Raw genomic sequence first — 16,743 nt, 5'->3', positions numbered from 1 at the left:
CATGACCAACCTGGCCATCGTGGCGAACGGGCTGCGCAAGTCCTACGGCGACAAGATCGTGCTCGACGGCGTCGACCTGGCCGTCCCCGAGGGAACGGTCTTCTCCCTGCTCGGACCGAACGGTGCCGGCAAGACCACCGCCGTGAAGATCCTCTCCTCGCTCATCTCCGCCGACCCGGGCACCGGCGACATCCACATCGGCGGCCACAACCTGGCCGCCGACCCCCAGGCGGTGCGCGCCGCGATCGGTGTCACCGGCCAGTTCTCCGCCGTCGACGGCCTGATCACCGGCGAGGAGAACATGCTCCTCATGGCGGACCTGCACCACCTGTCCCGCGGCGAGGGGCGGCGCACCGCCGCCGAGCTGCTGGAGCGCTTCGACCTGGTCGAGGCGGCGAAGAAGCCCGCCTCCACCTACTCCGGCGGCATGAAGCGCCGCCTGGACCTCGCGATGACGCTGGTCGGCAGCCCGCGGATCATCTTCCTCGACGAGCCGACCACCGGCCTCGACCCGCGCTCCCGGCACAACATGTGGCAGATCATCCGCGAGCTGGTCACGGGCGGCGTCACCGTCTTCCTCACCACCCAGTACCTGGACGAGGCGGATGAGCTCGCCGACCGTATCGCCGTGCTCAACGACGGGAAGATCGCCGCCGAGGGCACCGCCGAGGAGCTGAAGCGGCTCATCCCCGGCGGACACGTGCGGCTGCGGTTCACCGACCCGGCTGCGTACCAGAACGCCGCCCTCGCCCTGCGCGAGGCCTCGCGGGACGACGAGGCACTGGCGCTGCGGATCCCCAGCGACGGCAGCCAGCGCGAGCTGCGCTCCGTCCTCGGCCTGCTGGACTCGGCCGGCATCGAGGCGGACGAGCTGACCGTGCACACCCCCGACCTCGACGACGTGTTCTTCGCTCTGACCAGCACCGCCCCGCAGCCCGGCCCGTCCAGCCTGCCCACCCAGCCCACCCAGCCCAAGGAGGATGTCCGATGAGCTCCCTCTCCCTCGCCGTACGCGACTCGTCCACGATGCTGCGCCGCAACCTCCTGCACGCACGGCGCTATCCGTCCCTCACCCTGAACCTGCTGCTCACCCCGATCATGCTGCTGCTGCTCTTCGTCTACATCTTCGGCGACACGATGAGCTCGGGCATCAGCGGCGGTGGTCCGGACCGCTCCGCATACATCGCGTACCTCGTCCCGGGCCTGCTGCTGATGACCATCGGCAGCACCGTGATCGGAACCGCGGTGTCCGTCTCCAACGACATGGCCGAGGGCATCATCGCCCGCTTCCGCACGATGGCGATCCACCGCCCTTCGGTGCTCGTCGGGCACGTCGTCGGCAGCGTGCTGCAGTCGATCACGAGCGTGGTCCTCGTGGGCGCCGTCGCCGTGGCCATCGGCTTCCGGTCCACGGACGCCACGGCCCTGGAGTGGCTGGCGGCATTCGGACTGCTCGTTCTCTTCGCCCTCGCGCTCACCTGGATCGCGGTCGGCATGGGCCTGATCAGCCCGAACGCCGAGGCCGCCAGCAACAACGCGATGCCGCTGATCCTGCTGCCGCTCCTCTCCAGCGCCTTCACCCCGGTCGACTCCATGCCCGGCTGGTTCCAGCCGATCGCCGAGTACCAGCCGTTCACGCCCGCCATCGAAACCCTGCGGGGCCTGCTGCTCGGCACCGAGATCGGCCACAACGGGTGGCTCGCCATCGTGTGGTGCCTGGGTCTCGCGGTGCTCGGCTACTTCTGGTCGACATCGAAGTTCAACCGCGATCCGAAGTAACCGGCATGGCAGCGCGGGCCGCCTCCCGCACCTCGTCCCGCCCCAGGGCGGCGTACTCCGACACCGCGTCGGTGTACGCCGCCCCCTCGGCGTTCTCGGCCATCCGCCGGGCCCGCTCCGCCGACATCGTCGGCTGGAACTCCCTTAGCACCCCGCGCCGTTCGGCCGGCGCGAGCAACCGCACCGCGGAAGGGTCGCCGCCGGCAAGGCCCGCCACGGCGAGCCCGTGCAGGGCGGTGCCGTACGACGAGAACGGGCCGGAAGGGGCGTCCGGCCGGGCCGGCAGACGGCTCCCCGTCCGGCAGATGGGGTGCGGTCATACGTTCGGCCAGGCAGCCCCTGCCTAGGCTTTGCGGGCGAGCAGTTGAATCTCCTGGAACTGCCGTCGGTCGGTGGGCTGAGGCTCGCGAACCATCCGGGCTACCTCGGCCAACCCGGACTTGCGCAGCATCGCCGCGAGGTGATCAGGCGACCACCGATAGGCAAGCGCGACTGCGTGATCGAATACCTGCGTCGGGTGAGACGGATCATCGCTTGCCGAAAAGCCGATCAGAAGGTGACCGCCAGGTGCCAGCACACGGTGGAACTCCGCCAAGATGGCGGGGAGTTCTTGCGGGGGAGTGTGGATGATGGACCAACGTGAGAGTGCGCCGCCCAGCACGCCGTCAGCGATGTTCAACGCGGCCATCGAGCCCACGTCGAACCGCAGGCCCGGATAGGCCTGTCGAGCCAACTTGACCATCGCGGGAGAGGCATCAACACCAAACGTCGCCAGCCCCAACTCGTCAAGATACGCGGTGATATGGCCAGGTCCACACCCCAGATCCGCGACCTGACCGTCCCCACTCGCACTTACGACCTCGGCGAAGGCACTCAAGATCGCGCGGTCCAGGGGTCTGTCACGCAGCGTGTCGCGGAACAGCTGCGCATAGGTGAGGGCAGCAGCATCGTAGGCCTCGCGGGTGGCACTGAGGGCATCGTGTTCGACCATGCTCGCGACAGTAGTTCCTGGCGCTGAGGCGAGCCGAGAAGATCACGATCTTCCCTCCCGCCCGTTCGCCAGGGCTATCGCTATTTCAGAGAGGCCTGTTTCCGCTGCCCCATGCTGCGCCGCGAGCCCAGCCGACTGAGATCCTGCAGCCCGGTACCGCGATCAGCTCGCGGTACCGGGCCCTGCGGCGTTATTTACAGCAGGTGGTCGGCGGCGCCGGCCTTGATGTCGCGGATCATCTGCTGGAGTGCCTCGCGGCTGTCGGTGAGGAAGTGCCCCTCCGCGCCCGCGATGGTGATGTAGCTGTTGCCCTGTTCATCGGTTCCGAGCCGGTAGCAGCTGGCCCCCTCACCACAGAACGGTTCTTCCCATGTGATGCCGTGCACGGAGACTCCCCTCAGAGGTGACGTGCGATGTCCTGGATGAAATCCCGTGACTGCTCGGGCGGCAGCGCAATCCGTTCCATCCAGTCGAGATGTGAACGGTACTTGGCCAGTTGTGCTTCCCCGTAAAGGAATTCGGGCCCATGGGTGCTGTCCACCTGCACCGTGTCCAGCTGGGGCACAGGGCCTTCGGAGTAGTTCACGGTCTGCCCCGCACCGGGAAAGGAGCCCGCCTCGAACGGGGTTACGCGCAGGGTGATGTGGCGGCGTTCCGACACGGCGAGGAGGTGTTCGAGCTGGGCCCGAGCTACCTTCCGTCCGCCGAACTGCATGCGGAGGGCAGCCTCGTGAATGATGCCGACGTACTCCGGTGCCGACATGCCGTCCAGGACCTGCTGGCGTTCCACGCGGTGGGCCAGGCGTAGGGCGACCTCGTGCTCCGGCAGTGCGGGGACGACGACACGGAAAACGGCGAGGGCGTGGTCGGTGGTCTGGAGGATCCCCGGAATATGGACGGAGTGCGCCGTTCGCATGCGCAGGGCGTGGGCTTCCAACTCGGCGATGTCCAGGAGTCCGCTGGGGAGGGTGGGCCGGTAGCGTTCCCACCATCCGCGGCGCGCAGGGCGGGCCATGTCGACCAAGGCGTCGACGTACGTCTGGTCCGTGCAGCCGCAGACGTCGGCGAGCGTGCGCAGCCGGTCCTCGCTGATGGCGCGGAGTCCCTGCTCGATGTTGGAGAGCCTGGAACGGTCGACACCGAGAAGCCTGGCCGCGGTCTCGGCAGAGACGTCGGCTGTGACGCGCATCTTCCGGAGTTCGCTCCCCAGACGCTGCTGACGTTCGGTCGGGGACGTTCGCGATGCCATGTCAATCCTTCCGTGGCTTTCCCGGCGAAGTCTGCCGTGCAAAGGGCGCCTTGAGCCACGTAAGGATTCAAATTTACAGGATCGGGTGGCCAATATGACCCTTAATCACCTACGGTGAGTAACGCACTGCTCACGTTGCGATGAGTCGGAAGTGCATCGCGCGGTCCTGCCCGCAACCTCCTGCCCTGGGAGGGGCGGCCCGCGCCAGGGAGACAAGCCACTGCTCATTCAGCAGCGCACGAGCCACCTGTGCGCATCGACGCGATAGAGAGACAGCCAACTCGCCACCCGCACAAGGGGAGTCAGTCATGCCGCAATCTCCGCGCGCCGCGCTCTGCCCGGTAGCCACCGAGGAGCCCGCACCCGACCCGTACCCGACCGCGTACCCGAGGCGCCCTTCCGAGCGTGGGCTCGCGCTCAGTCTCACTCTTCCCGGCGATCCGCGGAGCGTGGCGATCGGACGCAACGCGGTCACGGCCTCGCTGCACGCGTACGGGCTCACGCCGTACATCTGGCCGGCCGCGCTCGTGGTGAGCGAACTGGTTGGCGTCACCTCCACCATGACCCCGGGCCAAGAGCTGTATGTCTCCGCGCGGCACCGCGACAACGCGCTCCGGATCGTCGTCTGGGACCAGCATCCGCGCCACTGCGACCCGGACGCCGTCACGCTCTGCGAGGCACGGCGCCGGCGAGCGCTGTGGCTGCTGGCTGCGGTCGTGGACGACTGGGGCGGGGAGTGGGGTGTCTGCGACGCGATGCCGCCGCACGCGGGCACCAAGTCCTGGGTGGCGTTGCCGCGCTGGCAGGCGCGAGTGGCGGGGGCGCTTGCTCTGCGAGGGGCCACGGAAGGAAGTCCGTGGCCCCCTGTGCGGCGTCGACACCCTGCGCAACCCCGAAGTCCACGCACACGGAGGGACCCATTCGCACCGTCGTGGCCCCCGAACGGGTGGGGGTCGTGCCGCCTGCGTCTGTAGGTCGCAGGAAGCGCTCCTGCCGCCGCGGAACCTGGCGGCGGGCTCACCGCCCCCGGGGGAGACCGAATCCGGAAGGCCGGCCGGGTGGATGGCTGCCGCCCGCTGCCCCTGGTTCTCACGGCCGGACAGCGGGCGGACTGCACCCGGTTCGGCAAGGTCGCCGTCGGCGATCACCCGGTCCCGGCACCCGGCCGGGCGCACAGGCCGTGCCCGACCGCCCGGACGTGCGTAACGTATCGAGGGACTGCACAGGGTTACCGAAGGTGTTCCGGCGTGGAGGAGTGGACGTGAAGCTCGGCCTGCACTACTGGAACTACTCGCAACCCGCCGACCCCGCGCTCATCGCGCCCACGCTCGCCGAGTCGGCGCGGATCGCCGACCAGGGCGGGGTCGCGTCGTTCACCGTGATGGACCACTACTTCCAGATGGAGACCCCGCAGAGCGCGGCAGACGAACCGATGCTGGAGGGGTACACGACCCTCGGGTACGTGGCCGCGCTGACCCAACGGATGACGCTCGGGCTGATGGTCACGGGCGTGATGTACCGCCACCCCGGCCTGCTCGCGAAGATCGTCACCAGTCTCGACGTGCTCTCCGGCGGCCGGGCGGTGCTCGGGCTCGGCGCCTCCTGGTACGAGCGGGAGCAGCGCGGGCTCGGGGTGCCGGTCGTCCCGGTGGCGGAACGGTTCGAGCGGCTCGAGGAGACGCTCCAGATCTGTCTGCAGATGTGGAGCGAGGACGACGGCCCGTACGAGGGGCGGCACTACAAGCTGGCCGAGACGCTCTGTGTGCCGGAGCCGATCGGGGAGCGGCCGCCGATCATGATCGGCGGCGGGGGCGAGAAGAAGACGCTGCGGCTGGTCGCGCGGTACGCGGACGCGTGCAACCTGTTCGCCACCGACGTCGACGAGGTGGCGCACAAGCTCGATGTGTTGCGGGAGCACTGCGCGGCGGTGGGGCGCGACTACGACGCCATCGAGAAGACCCTGATGTTCAGCAGGCCGGTCCTGGACGAGACCGATGCGTTCCTCGCCGACGTCGAGGCGTACGCGGAGCTCGGCATCAGCGCGGTCCAGGTGCTGCCGGACCGGCACCCGGTCAGCTTCACCGAGCAGCTCGCCGCGCGCATCGTGCCCAGGCTCGCCACGATCGGCCAGTAAGAGTGGCATGTTCCGTTCGCAGGGCCAAATTGCCGAGCAACAGACCGAAAATACGCATTCATGTTCAGCAGAAGGTTCGGCTCTTCATATTTTGCCTTTCTTTGTGAGCTTCTTCGACGTGCCCACTCGCGTTGTCACGTCGCTCTGCCCGCGGCTTGCACCCGACCACAATGTTTCTCGCGCCGACAGAACTTGCCGGACCCTACGTTCTCCTGCTGGACACATTCGGTTCGTCAAGACCCCGTTGAGTGGGGCGACAACTAACGTACGGGACCGGACGGGGGACATGACATGCAGCGGGTAGAGGGGGGTGGGGGCGTGCGGCGTATGCCGCAGCCCGCGATAGCCGAGGTCGGCCGCGGACTGAAGGCGGCGGCGCAGCCCGTGGCGTTAGAGGCGTCGAGGCGCGCGACCCGGCTCTATGTGATAGATGGGCTGCGTCTTGTGGCCGCCCTGCTGGTGGCCGCGCACCACTACATTGGCACGGCTCGTGTCAGCGATCCGGGCAACACGATCTGGGGCCGGCCGGCGGGAGAGATTTTCCCGAATCTGACCCCGATTGCCGCCTATGGCTGGATCGGTGTCGAGTTCTTCTTTGTCATCAGTGGATTCGTCATCTGTATGTCCTCCTGGGGGCGTCGACCCAGGGAGTTCTTCGTCTCGCGGGTGATACGCCTCTATCCGTCATACTGGTTTGCGGTGGTCTTTACCACGGTGGTTCTGTCGGCCGCGCCTGCCGTCTTCCAGGCTCTGAAGCCCACTCAGGTGATCCTCAACCTCTCGATGCTTCAGCAGGGCGTGGGAGTGCCCCATGTGGACGGCGTGTACTGGACGTTATGGTCCGAGCTGCGCTTTTATCTGATCTTCCTGATTGTGGTGGCCACCGGTCTGACCTACCGCAAGGTGGTCGTCTTCTGTTGCGCGTGGGGTGCGGTCTCCGCGTTCGCGGCGAAGTCCGGGATCCCGCTGGTTGTCACACTCGCTGATCCCGCCTCGGCGTGGTTCTTCATTGCCGGCCTCGCCCTGTATCTGATGCATCGTTTCGGCCAGGACCTGCTGCTGTGGGGGATTCTCGGGCTGTCGTGGGTGATGTCGCAGCATGAGCTGCTCAACAGGGTGCGAATCGAGCGTGTGTCGACCTGGACAGGCTCGCTGGTCCTCTACACAGTGTTCCTGCTCGTCATGGCGTGCATCTCGCTCGGTCTGACAGACCGAATCCGCTGGAAGTGGCTGACCACGGCGGGCTCCTTGACCTACCCGTTCTACCTGGTGCACTACGCGGTCGGAGTCACTGCGATTCACTATCTGCACCACAGGGTGGACGCCCGTCTGCTGGTCACCGGGCTGATCGTCGGTGCCCTAGTGCTGAGCTGGTTGATCCACCGTTTTGTGGAGCGACCCCTGGCGAGGTTCCTCAAGGAGGGTCTGTCGCGGGCCTTCTCCCGATTGGGTCCGGCGCCCGGGCGTTGAACGCCATGTGAGTCGACCGGCGCAATTCAGCTCGGAGATCGAATTCCGGCGTAGCCGGCAGGGGGCTGCCGATTAATAACTCCTCGGTTTACTGGTCGGGGGAGGGTGGTGGGGTGCGGCCGACGAGTGCTTCGAGCTGTGCTGTGGAGGTCAGGGTGAGGGGGGCTGGGGAGACGGTGTAGCCGAGTGCGGCGAGGACAGGGGTGGTGTCCCGGAGGGTCGCGCCGATCCTGTTCTTGGACAGGCCGGTTGCCTCGGCGAGTGGGGGTCTGGGCCATGGACCAGCGTTTCGCAAGGAGGAAGACGACGAGGTGGTCTGCGGCGGAGAGTCGCCTGGTGCCGGCGCCGGGGCCGCCGTTCGGGCGTTTCCCGGGAAGCAGAACGGGAGGGTTCTCGGCCACGTGGCCGCGGTAGCGGGCGACGAGGGCGTCGAAAGCAGGAGCTTCCAGTCCGGTGAGGCTGGGGTGCCGCAGCCAGGCGGGGAGCTTGTCACCGGAGGGAAAACGTCCGAACTCGGTACTGGGCGGGGGCGGCGGTGGGGCGAGTGGTTCGGGACGGTGAAGTCGGCCCGAAGCGCGGTCTCGTCTTTCGATCGAGCCGTTTCTTCGGGCCGCTTCCCGCACCCGGCGTGCCACTCTCATGGCACCAGGCGCTCCACAAGTCCCGCCTTGCTGTCGATGATCGTCCTCATGCCGTGGTCGGCCAGGGGGAAGGGATGGTCGCGCCCCGGTAGCGGTAGCGCGTGGTGCGCACCTTTCCGGGATCGAACAGCGTCCGTTCCTCCCCAACCGGCCACCAACCAACCCCCGCAGTAGCGGCGGCGGAGGTCCTTCCAGGTGATCCGGCGGTGTTTGCGGCGCAGCCATTTCATGACCTGGCTCCATGTGTACGAGCTCAGGTATTGGAATGTCGCGCTGGACACGCCGGGTTGGAAGTAGGCGCACCAGCCCGGCAGCATCCGGTTGAGATGGATGAGCAGGGTGTCAAGTGGCTGGTTCGTGGCCATCCTCCGGCACGCCGTCTTGACCTTGGCCATCACAGCCGCGAGGGCTTTGCGTGCGGGGTAGGTGTAGACGTAGTACCGGCTGGTTCCTCGTTTGCGGTGGCGCTGGATGTGCCACCCGAGGAAGTCCAGTCCCTCATCGATGCGGGTGATCAGGGTCTTCTCCGGGGACAGGCGCAGGCCCATCGTGGACAAGACCCCAGCGATCTCATCGCGCAGGGCTTCGGCGTCGCCTTCGGTGCCGTGGACCATCAGACACCAGTCGTCCGCGTACCGCGACAAACGGTAGTTGGGAAGACCTTGACGGCGACGCTGTTCCCGCCCGAGCTTGCTGCTTCCGGGTCCTCCCGGACCCTGGGCGACGTACTCGTCCAGGACGGAGAGGGCCACGTTGCTGAGCAACGGCGACAAGATCGAACCCTGTGGGGTTCCGGCGCTGGTTTCCCGCAGCACGCGATCCTCACCGAGGATGCCCGCCTTGAGGAACGCCTTCACCAGGTCAAGAACGCGTTTGTCCCCGATCCGAAGCCGCACCCGGTCCAGCAGGGCCGGATGCGAAATCTCGTCGAAGCAGGCTTTGATGTCACCCTCCACGATCCACTCATACCCGTGGGACGTGAAGTGGCGGACCTCGGCCACCGCGTCGTGAGCCCGGCGGTTCGGACGGAACCCGTAGGAGCACGGGAGGAATTCCGCCTCGAAAATCGGCTCCAGCACCAGCTTCAAGGACGCCTGCACCACCCGGTCGGTGATCGTCGCGATCCCCAGGCGACGCAACTTGCTGCCCGTCTTGGGGATCATCCGCTCCCGCACCGGCAGCGGACGGAAACTACGGTCCTTGATCGAGCCTCGTAGTGCGTCGAGGAACTCCTCAACGCCCGTCCTCGCCGCGATGGACGCCGCCGTGCGGCCGTCCACCCGGCGGTCTTGGCACCCTTGTTACCCCGCACCCGATCCCACGCGACAAGCAAGAACGCGGGGTCGGCACAGAGGTTGAAGAGGTCATCGAACCTGCGATGAGGATCATCACGGGCCCAACGGTGCAGCTTGGCCTGGATCTCCAGTACCCGGCGCTCCGCCTCATACGTGGCGTGCTCCAGTTCGTCGGTATTCACCGATGACCTCCCGGTATTCCAGTTCCTCGACTGCTGATCTGCTGGCCCCCTTCGCCATGTGCGCGCCATTAACGCGCTCGGACTACTACGGGGCCTCCGCCACGTTCTGACGTCGTCAGCCGACGACGGGCCTTGCCCTCCGCCTGACTGGCTGCCAGACGGGAAGGGCGACATCAGAACGCTTCCCACGTTCACCACCAACCGGTCGACGAGCGAGCCGCCCAGCTCTACCCCGACAGCATCGCCACGCCTACGCCGCAGGCTTTCAACGTGGCCTCCCCACCGACACCCTAAATTCGGCTTCGGAGTCGCCACCCGGAGGTGGCGTGCGCTGCACCCGGCCCATATCCTCCAGATTGGAGCCGGAGGAACTCTTACGGGGCGTCAGACACTGGTTCCTCTCGTACGGCGTCTCGTCTTGCTTGCCGGACCCGCGTCGTCTGGAAGTGCCGACGCGTCCCGTCGTTGTCAGGGCTGCTCTCACCTCCGCGTGCATCTCCACGCATCGGCTGCCCTCAGCTTCACCAGCCTGCTGCGACAGGCCGGCGGTAGGGGTCTTTCACCCCTACCCGGTATCAAGTGGCGCCTCGTGGCGCACCAGGGTGTAGTTCCAGGTGCCGTGCCACTCGTGCGGTGTGAGGGGCAGGCGCTCCATGACGGCGTCGGGGACGGTGATGCCGGTGGGGTAGGCGCCGGGGTCGAGTTCGGCGTGGACGGTCAGTCCGGTGCGGGTGCGGGTCGCGCCGATGGTGTTGACCACGACTTCGTGGCTGGTCAGAGGCCTGCCGCGCCAGTTGATGCTGATCTGGGAGAACAGTCGGTGCTCTATTTTGTTCCAGTGTGTCCTGAATGCAGAGGGGCACTCTCGTCCGGCTCCGATTGTGAGGGAAGTGAGCGGCCGTTGGACTTCCACGCCGCCGAAGAAGGGAATCGTGAGCGCACATCACTATGTCTTTGTCCATTCGGTTCGCCCGCCGGGTGAAGTGATCGCAGATATTTTCGTCGCCTGCGGAACGGCTCTCGCACCGGGATCGGCGGGTGTTGACTACAGCGCGTTGGTCGGGAGCGCCGCAGTCGACGTCAACTTGGCACACGAGTACGACGAAGACTTCGGGATCCCTTTCCCGGACTATGAATCCGTGATCACCGTTCGTGATGACGACCGAGATCTGGAGAGGCAGGAGATTCTGGCGACGCGGATCTATCACAACCTGGCGGCTGTCGGCAGCTACGCGCTGGCGCTGGTGTTCGATCTCCAACATCTGTTGCGCGCCAACCAGGGGGATGAACGAACGTGACACTGCTCCGGCACACTGTCACGTTCCCGTGGACGGGGTGTCGTCCGGCCGGATGCACCGAGCCGGTCGCCCTCGCCCACCAATTCACCGAGCTCAGAGCCCGGGCACCCGGCCGGGTGTACCGGCCATGCCTATCTGCCCGGACGCACGTAACGTAACGAGATACTGCACAGGGTTGCCGAAGGTGTCCGGCGTGGAGGAGTGGACGTGAAGCTCGGGGTGCACTACTGGAACTACTCGCAGCCCGCCGACCCCGCGCTCATCGCGCCCACGCTCGCCGAGTCGGCGCGGATCGCCCACCAGGGCGGGGTCGCGTCGTTCACGGTGATGGACCACTACTTCTCGGCGCCTCCTGGTACGAGCGGGAGCAGCGCGGGCTCGGGGTGCCGGTCGTCCCGGTGGCGGAGCGGTTCGAGCGGCTCGAGGAGACGCTCCAGATCTGTCTGCAGATGTGGAGCGAGGACGACGGCCCGTACGAGGGGCGGCACTACAAGCTGGCCGAGACGCTCTGTGTGCCGGAGCCGATCGGGGAGCGGCCGCCGATCATGATCGGCGGCGGGGGCGAGAAGAAGACGCTGCGGCTGGTCGCGCGGTACGCGGACGCGTGCAACCTGTTCGCCACCGACGTCGACGAGGTGGCGCACAAGCTCGATGTGTTGCGGGAGCACTGCGCGGCGGTGGGGCGCGACTACGACGCCATCGAGAAGACCCTGATGTTCAGCAGGCCGGTCCTGGACGAGACCGATGCGTTCCTCGCCGACGTCGAGGCGTACGCGGAGCTCGGCATCAGCGCGGTCCAGGTGCTGCCGGACCGGCACCCGGTCAGCTTCACCGAGCAGCTCGCCGCACGCATCGTGCCCAGGCTCGCCACGATCGGCTGACGGCCTCCAGATCCTCGTACCTTCTTTGGGGCCGGTGGTGGGTCCGTGGGCCCAAGCCCCGTTCCGGCGCGCTCATTACGCTCGTACACGACCAACCGTGAGGCATGTGACGACGCTGCCCCGAAGCGGCAATCCGGCATGCCCGCGCGCACGGAGAACTTCACGTTTCATTCGTACTGGCGAGGTGCCCCCACACCGATGAGGTGAAGCGTCGATGAGTGACGGATTCTTCTACTCGTACCACCTTGGCTGGAGCCGCCCCGATGCCGAGTCACTGCTCGGTGATCTCGATGCGGCCGGACTGCGGACCGCCCACCCCACCACCCGACGCATCACCCTCGTGACCCCGGGATCCGAGCCGGCGATGACCCAGTCGTGGGTGACCAGGGAGCAGCTCGCACTCCTGGCGGGCCTGCAGCGGCTCGACGAGATCGGGTTCCTGCTCTGGGTGAAGCGCGGCGCGGAGATCCGTGTGCGCATCCGCCGCACACGGGACGGCATCGTCTCCCTCGAATTCGGGCTGTACCGGCTGTCCCGGGACGAGCAGGAACTGGCCGTACGCGCGATCAGGGAGGCGATCAGCAGGGCGTCCCTGCTCTGCATCGGTTTCGTGGTCGACCGGGAGGGTGCTTCGGCGGCGACCGACTGGCGGGCGGTCATCGTCAACGGCACGACCTTCTTCGACAGTTGGCCCGACACGCTTGCCGTGCGGCATGAGATCGCCGACATGCAGCCGCAGTTGTCCGGTGTGACGCCCTTCGTGCAGTCGCCGTGGATGCTGTTCGGGAGCGAGGTCCCCAGCTGGTAGGGCGCGGGACGGCTGGAGACGGTGAAGGTGACCGTCTCCATCACCGCGGGAGGATCGGCGCACCGCGCGCCCGACTCGTGCGTGGTGGGGCTCGTCTCGGCCTCGGACGGTGCGCCGGAGCTGGGGCGGCGCTCCACGTTGCCCCCGACTGTGCGGCAGCCGGTCCCCGTTGACGGGGGCCGGCTGCCGCACAGCTCAGGTCATTCCGGCGGAACGGCGAAGCTCCTGGTGGAGGGGGCCCGGGCCGAGATCGCGCAACCAACAAGGGCTGCGTCCTGCTTCTGCCCTGGCACAGTCTGCGTGCCGTTCATCCAGTTCTTATGCGGTCATCGGGCGGCGACGGTCTCGATATCCTCTGCCTCGTCCGACGCAGCCGCGGGGGTGGCATTCTTCGGACCGCGGAGGGCGATGTAGACGAGCAGCACGCCCATGACGGCGACGCCTGCCCACATGGACTGCTGCCATCCCTCGACGTAGGACTGCCTTGCGGCGTGGACCAGGTCCTGCGCGTGTGAGCCTGCGCTGCCCGAGGCCTCGACGGCGTTGGCGATCCCTTCCCGTGCGGTGTCCGCAGTCCCCTGGGGGATGCCGTGCAGCCTGTCGTCGATGGCGTTGCGGTAGCCGGCCGTCAGGAGTGCGCCGAGCATGGCGACGCCGAGCGCGGTGCCGAATTCTCGGGTGACGTCGTTGAGGGCGGAGGCGACGCCTTGTTTCTCGCTCGGCAGGGAGCGGGTGATGGCCTCGGTGGAGGGCACCATGGACAGGGCCAAGCCGATGCCCATGACGATGATGCCGGGCAGGATCGACAGGTAGCCGCCGTCGACGGAGACGAACAGGGCCATGAGCGCCAGGCTGACGCCGATCAGCGCGATTCCCGCGCTCATGGTCGCGCGGGGGCCGATCTGTGCGGCCAGCCTGGGGGCCAGGCCGGAGGCCATCATCATGGCGATGGCCAGGGGCATCAGCGCCGCCGCGGACAGCAGTCCCGACCAGCCGACCACGGCCTGGAGGAACGGGAAGAGGACTACGGAGGTACCCCCCTGGACGCCGAAGACCACTACCAGCGTGATCGAGCCGCCGGCCAGGCCGCGCTCACGGAACAGGCGTACGTCCAGCAGCGAGGCGTCCCCGCGGCGCAGCTCCCAGGACACGAAAGCGGCCGTGGCGATGAGGCCGACGGCGAGGCTGATCAGAGTCGCGGCTGCGGTCCAGCCTCGCTCCGGTCCCTCCTGCAGGACGAAGATGAGGGCGGCCACGGCGACGATGGACATCAGTGCGCCGACGGTGTCGAAGGCGTGGGGGGAGCGCTCGCGGGAGTTGGGAATCGACTTCAGCGTCATGGCCAGGGACACGACGACCAGGGCCACGGGCAGGGCGAACAGCCAGCGCCAGTCGGCGACGTCCACGAGAAAGGCGGAGAGGAACATGCCCAGGACGCCGCCGCCTCCGGCGACGCCGGTCCACACGCCGATCGCCTTTCCGCGCTGCTCCTCGGGGAAGGTGGAGGTGATGACGGCCAGGGTGATGGGCATGATCGTCGCTGCGCCGATACCGCTGGCCACGCGCGCGGCGAGCATCACCTCGGCGGTCGGGGCCAGGGCCGCCACAACGTTCGCGACGCCGAAGAGGGCCAGCCCGGCGATCAGCATGGGCTTGCGGCCCACGCGGTCGCCGATCGCGCCGAGCGGCAGCAGCAGCGCGGCCAGGGCGAGGGTGTAGATGTTGATGATCCACAGGACCGTGTTCTGCGAGGCGTCGAAGTCGACGGCCATGTGCGTCTGGGCGACGTTCAGCCCGGACACTGACGCCATGACGGCCATCAGCGCGATCGAGACGGTGGTCAGGATCGCGCGCAGCTGACGCGCATCCAGCGCGCCCCCGCCGCTCCCGTCAGCGGGTGCCACCTGTTCAGGGTTCGTACTCATGGATTCCTCTCGAAAAGGGCATGCAGAATCAGCGCCGGGGGACCGGTCGCCGAGTGGATGGGAGGTGGGTGCGGGCCCCGGACGTCAGGAGGTGGTGGCGCCCTGTGTTGCGGCGAGGGCCGCGTCGGTGTCATCGGTGACGGCAGGGCGTTGACGTGGGTGGCGGCCAGGGCGTCGGCAGCGGCGGAGGCGCCGACCTGGGCGGTCAGCTCGGTGGCGTTGCCGGCCACCCACACGCCCGGCACCTCGGTGGTGCCGGCCATGCCGGAGGCGAAGCGGCGCCCCATGGTGTCGGGCAGCTCCTCCATCGGCAGCTTCAGGCCGTCCAGGCCCTCGGTACGGGCCTGGATCCGGGTAGCGACCGCGAGGATGTGGCGGCCACGAACGTGCCGTCGGCCAGGCGTACTCATGCGGTGCCGCCGCCCTCGCTGTTCATGGCTTCCTGTACCGAAGCCCGCGGGAGCATCGCGGCGGCGAAGGCGACGGCGTAGGAGTCGACGATTCACTGCGGCTCACCCGTGGAGGCGGCCAGGGTGGGGAGGGCGACGTGCAGGATCGTCGTATCGAATCCAATGACGAGGGACGCTGATCGTCAGACCGATCAGCGCTAACCCGCGATTTCTGACAGCCATAGGTAAATGGTAACAGCTCCTAGTTGGGAGTGGGCGGAGATTGGGTGAGACTGTCCATATGCTGAATAATGGCGAGGACATGACATCAGTTGCGCGCCCGCAGACCGTGCAGCCTGGCCGCTGGCCCCACCGGCCGCGAAGCCGAAGAGCACCCCCAGGGCAGGACGACCGGCGCTCAAGGGCCAACCACCCGCCAGCCGCGTCCCCAACCTCACGGGTCAGTACATCCAGTGCCCCTCACGGCAAGCTTTGCCCCGTCGCACCGCCAGGCACGGCCGCGTCCGCGGAGCGTGCCGGTGCCGGTGCGACGGGCGGCGCACGCAGTACCCGGGAGCGGGCACCCGGGTGGCCCGTGAATCAGCAGGGTCCGGCAGCCGCAACCGCAGCTGATGTCAGACCCAGCCCCGCATCGCCGCGAACCCGACCAGCAGCCCCACCGCGAACACCCCCAGGACCACCGCGAACACCGCGGGCATCAGCACCGGACCCCAGGCCCGCGGCCCGGCGACCGTGGCGCGCTTCTCCGGGTCCGCCGGATCGTACGACACCCGGACCGGCGCCCCGACCTCGAAACCGAAGGGGCCCGGCGCATGGTCGACGAACTCGACCTCGCGGCCGTCGAGCGTGCGGAACGCGAACACGTACTCCGTCGCATAGCTCCGCTCCCGGTCCGCCCCCCGGTCCACGACCCGGCGCTCCGCGCACCGCCCCTCGGCCCGCTCCCCGTGCCGCACGAGGCTCAGTACGCGGCTCACCCGCAGCGCCGACCGTACGGCGAACGCACCGAGGAACAGGCCGAACAACAGCAGGAAAGTGGCGGTCCCGCCGGGCAGTACATCCATGAACGCCAGTCCTCCACCCGCTACTTCACGGTGATCGACTCCACGAACGCGTCGAGGTCCTGAGTGCTCAGCGAGCCCTTCACCGCATTGATCCGGATGGCGAACGGTACGTCCTTCGAATCGACCCCCGCCACCACGACCCCCGTCATCCGGGTGCCGCTCTCCGGCGTCTGCTCCTTGCCGGACGAGGTGAACTCGTAGTCGATCCGACGCGCCTCGCGGGCGCTCTCCTCGCCCGCGAGCCGCACGTCGGTGGTGCCCTTGCGGGTGGCACCGAGGCCGATGCCCGCGCCCGCCGCGGAGGCGGCCTCGCTCGCGTCGTCGATGCCGGTCGCGAAGTCGAGCTGGACCGAGACCATGCCGGTGCGCAGCCCGCCCTCCTCCTTGAGCGCGACGGCCGCGTTGTTCTTGTTGCGGTCGGCGGCGGACTGCTCCTTGTAGCCCTTGTCCTCGGGGTAGCCGACGGACACGCTCCTGGTGTCGAGCGTGCCCCAGCCGTCCGGGACGGCGGCGGCGTCCGAGGAGCCGCAGCCGGTGAGCAGGGTGAGACCGAGGGCGGCGGCAACAACCGCGCCGGACGTCCGGGACTTCCTCACTGCCGTCATCGCCTTTCGTC

General features: G+C 67.9%; 17 protein-coding genes and 2 pseudogenes. 8 read left to right on the top strand and 11 right to left on the bottom strand.

What is annotated here, in order from left to right:
- The first annotated feature begins 1 nt into the window (after position 1).
- Together OH809_RS16065 and OH809_RS16060 are read left to right on the top strand one after the other, a co-directional pair.
- On the top strand, positions 2–991 hold the full coding sequence (locus OH809_RS16065) for an ATP-binding cassette domain-containing protein (RefSeq protein WP_406515263.1): 990 nt from the start codon (positions 2–4) through the stop codon (positions 989–991).
- Entirely contained in the window at positions 988–1,779 is a 792-nt protein-coding gene (locus OH809_RS16060; RefSeq protein ID WP_406421747.1) for an ABC transporter permease, read from the top strand. Before OH809_RS16065 ends, OH809_RS16060 begins: the two co-directional genes overlap by 4 nt.
- Here OH809_RS16060 and OH809_RS16055 read toward each other — a convergent pair.
- The 4 genes from OH809_RS16055 to OH809_RS16040 all read right to left on the bottom strand — a co-directional run bounded on the left by OH809_RS16055 (position 1,760) and on the right by OH809_RS16040 (position 4,019).
- Positions 1,760–1,963 carry a hypothetical protein gene (locus OH809_RS16055; protein WP_406515262.1) on the bottom strand — a complete coding sequence of 68 codons (204 nt, stop codon included), beginning with the start codon at positions 1,961–1,963 and terminating at the stop codon, positions 1,760–1,762. The genes OH809_RS16060 and OH809_RS16055 overlap by 20 nt on opposite strands.
- A 159-nt stretch (positions 1,964–2,122) precedes the next feature.
- On the bottom strand, positions 2,123–2,770 hold the full coding sequence (locus OH809_RS16050) for a class I SAM-dependent methyltransferase (RefSeq protein WP_406421749.1): 648 nt from the start codon (positions 2,768–2,770) through the stop codon (positions 2,123–2,125).
- Between the two features lie 194 nt (positions 2,771–2,964).
- Positions 2,965–3,156: a hypothetical protein gene (locus OH809_RS16045; RefSeq protein ID WP_406421750.1), complete on the bottom strand. Its 192-nt coding sequence runs from the start codon at positions 3,154–3,156 to the stop codon at positions 2,965–2,967.
- A gap of 11 nt (positions 3,157–3,167) precedes the next feature.
- On the bottom strand, positions 3,168–4,019 hold the full coding sequence (locus OH809_RS16040; RefSeq protein WP_406421751.1) for a helix-turn-helix domain-containing protein: 852 nt from the start codon (positions 4,017–4,019) through the stop codon (positions 3,168–3,170).
- Between the two features lie 308 nt (positions 4,020–4,327).
- Between OH809_RS16040 and OH809_RS16035 the strand changes: the two genes are divergently transcribed.
- From OH809_RS16035 to OH809_RS16025, 3 genes are all read left to right on the top strand, one after another.
- The gene (locus OH809_RS16035; protein ID WP_406515261.1) at positions 4,328–4,993 is read left to right on the top strand and encodes an ATP-binding protein; all 666 of its coding nucleotides are present in this window, start codon (positions 4,328–4,330) and stop codon (positions 4,991–4,993) included.
- Between the two features lie 287 nt (positions 4,994–5,280).
- Positions 5,281–6,153, top strand: coding sequence for an LLM class F420-dependent oxidoreductase (locus OH809_RS16030; RefSeq protein ID WP_406421753.1), 873 nt, complete (start codon positions 5,281–5,283; stop codon positions 6,151–6,153).
- A 327-nt stretch (positions 6,154–6,480) separates the two neighbouring features.
- Positions 6,481–7,623: an acyltransferase family protein gene (locus OH809_RS16025; protein ID WP_406421754.1), complete on the top strand. Its 1,143-nt coding sequence runs from the start codon at positions 6,481–6,483 to the stop codon at positions 7,621–7,623.
- Positions 7,624–7,711: 88 nt separating this feature from the next.
- Here OH809_RS16025 and OH809_RS16020 read toward each other — a convergent pair.
- The 3 genes and pseudogenes from OH809_RS16020 to OH809_RS16010 all read right to left on the bottom strand — a co-directional run.
- Positions 7,712–8,180, bottom strand: a pseudogene (locus tag OH809_RS16020) (ISAzo13 family transposase); the annotation flags it as partial.
- An 80-nt stretch (positions 8,181–8,260) separates the two neighbouring features.
- Positions 8,261–9,544: a group II intron reverse transcriptase/maturase gene (gene ltrA / locus OH809_RS16015; RefSeq protein WP_406515260.1), complete on the bottom strand. Its 1,284-nt coding sequence runs from the start codon at positions 9,542–9,544 to the stop codon at positions 8,261–8,263.
- Between the two features lie 795 nt (positions 9,545–10,339).
- Positions 10,340–10,579, bottom strand: a pseudogene (locus OH809_RS16010) (ISAzo13-like element transposase-related protein); the annotation flags it as partial.
- A gap of 94 nt (positions 10,580–10,673) precedes the next feature.
- Between OH809_RS16010 and OH809_RS16005 the strand changes: the two are divergent.
- The 3 genes from OH809_RS16005 to OH809_RS15995 all read left to right on the top strand — a co-directional run bounded on the left by OH809_RS16005 (position 10,674) and on the right by OH809_RS15995 (position 12,728).
- On the top strand, positions 10,674–11,039 hold the full coding sequence (locus tag OH809_RS16005; protein ID WP_406421756.1) for a hypothetical protein: 366 nt from the start codon (positions 10,674–10,676) through the stop codon (positions 11,037–11,039).
- Between the two features lie 383 nt (positions 11,040–11,422).
- Complete coding sequence (locus OH809_RS16000) at positions 11,423–11,920, top strand: LLM class flavin-dependent oxidoreductase (RefSeq protein WP_406421757.1); 498 nt, start codon at positions 11,423–11,425, stop codon at positions 11,918–11,920.
- 214 nt (positions 11,921–12,134) lie between these two features.
- On the top strand, positions 12,135–12,728 hold the full coding sequence (locus OH809_RS15995; RefSeq protein WP_406421758.1) for a hypothetical protein: 594 nt from the start codon (positions 12,135–12,137) through the stop codon (positions 12,726–12,728).
- Positions 12,729–13,054: 326 nt separating this feature from the next.
- On the opposite strand, the gene OH809_RS15990 is transcribed toward OH809_RS15995, so the two are convergent.
- The 4 genes from OH809_RS15990 to OH809_RS15975 form a co-directional block, all read right to left on the bottom strand.
- Positions 13,055–14,653: an MFS transporter gene (locus tag OH809_RS15990; RefSeq protein WP_406421759.1), complete on the bottom strand. Its 1,599-nt coding sequence runs from the start codon at positions 14,651–14,653 to the stop codon at positions 13,055–13,057.
- A complete protein-coding gene (locus OH809_RS15985; protein ID WP_406421760.1) occupies positions 14,650–15,063 on the bottom strand; it encodes a hypothetical protein in 414 nt (137 codons plus the stop codon). The genes OH809_RS15990 and OH809_RS15985 overlap by 4 nt, the downstream gene beginning before the upstream one ends.
- Before the next feature lie 614 nt (positions 15,064–15,677).
- Positions 15,678–16,127: a DUF3592 domain-containing protein gene (locus OH809_RS15980; protein WP_406421761.1), complete on the bottom strand. Its 450-nt coding sequence runs from the start codon at positions 16,125–16,127 to the stop codon at positions 15,678–15,680.
- Positions 16,128–16,147: 20 nt separating this feature from the next.
- Positions 16,148–16,732: a hypothetical protein gene (locus tag OH809_RS15975; protein ID WP_406421762.1), complete on the bottom strand. Its 585-nt coding sequence runs from the start codon at positions 16,730–16,732 to the stop codon at positions 16,148–16,150.
- Positions 16,733–16,743 lie beyond the last annotated feature (11 nt).

This window comes from Streptomyces sp. NBC_00873 (assembly GCF_045207415.1).
Taxonomy (GTDB): domain Bacteria; phylum Actinomycetota; class Actinomycetes; order Streptomycetales; family Streptomycetaceae; genus Streptomyces.
Note: the sequence above shows the minus strand (reverse complement) of the source record. Positions and strands in the feature narration are given on the sequence as shown.

Excerpts from the sequence above, each read along its gene's own strand:
- OH809_RS16025 (WP_406421754.1), top strand. The coding sequence starts at position 6,481 with ATGCCGCAGCCCGCGATAGCCGAGGTCGGCCGCGGACTGAAGGCGGCG.
- OH809_RS16060 (WP_406421747.1), top strand. The coding sequence starts at position 988 with ATGAGCTCCCTCTCCCTCGCCGTACGCGACTCGTCCACGATGCTGCGC.
- OH809_RS15995 (WP_406421758.1), top strand. The coding sequence starts at position 12,135 with ATGAGTGACGGATTCTTCTACTCGTACCACCTTGGCTGGAGCCGCCCC.
- OH809_RS15985 (WP_406421760.1), bottom strand. The coding sequence starts at position 15,063 with ATGAGTACGCCTGGCCGACGGCACGTTCGTGGCCGCCACATCCTCGCG.
- OH809_RS15990 (WP_406421759.1), bottom strand. The coding sequence starts at position 14,653 with ATGAGTACGAACCCTGAACAGGTGGCACCCGCTGACGGGAGCGGCGGG.
- OH809_RS16040 (WP_406421751.1), bottom strand. The coding sequence starts at position 4,019 with ATGGCATCGCGAACGTCCCCGACCGAACGTCAGCAGCGTCTGGGGAGC.
- OH809_RS16050 (WP_406421749.1), bottom strand. The coding sequence starts at position 2,770 with ATGGTCGAACACGATGCCCTCAGTGCCACCCGCGAGGCCTACGATGCT.
- OH809_RS16035 (WP_406515261.1), top strand. The coding sequence starts at position 4,328 with ATGCCGCAATCTCCGCGCGCCGCGCTCTGCCCGGTAGCCACCGAGGAG.
- OH809_RS16065 (WP_406515263.1), top strand. The coding sequence starts at position 2 with ATGACCAACCTGGCCATCGTGGCGAACGGGCTGCGCAAGTCCTACGGC.
- OH809_RS15975 (WP_406421762.1), bottom strand. The coding sequence starts at position 16,732 with ATGACGGCAGTGAGGAAGTCCCGGACGTCCGGCGCGGTTGTTGCCGCC.
- OH809_RS15980 (WP_406421761.1), bottom strand. The coding sequence starts at position 16,127 with ATGGATGTACTGCCCGGCGGGACCGCCACTTTCCTGCTGTTGTTCGGC.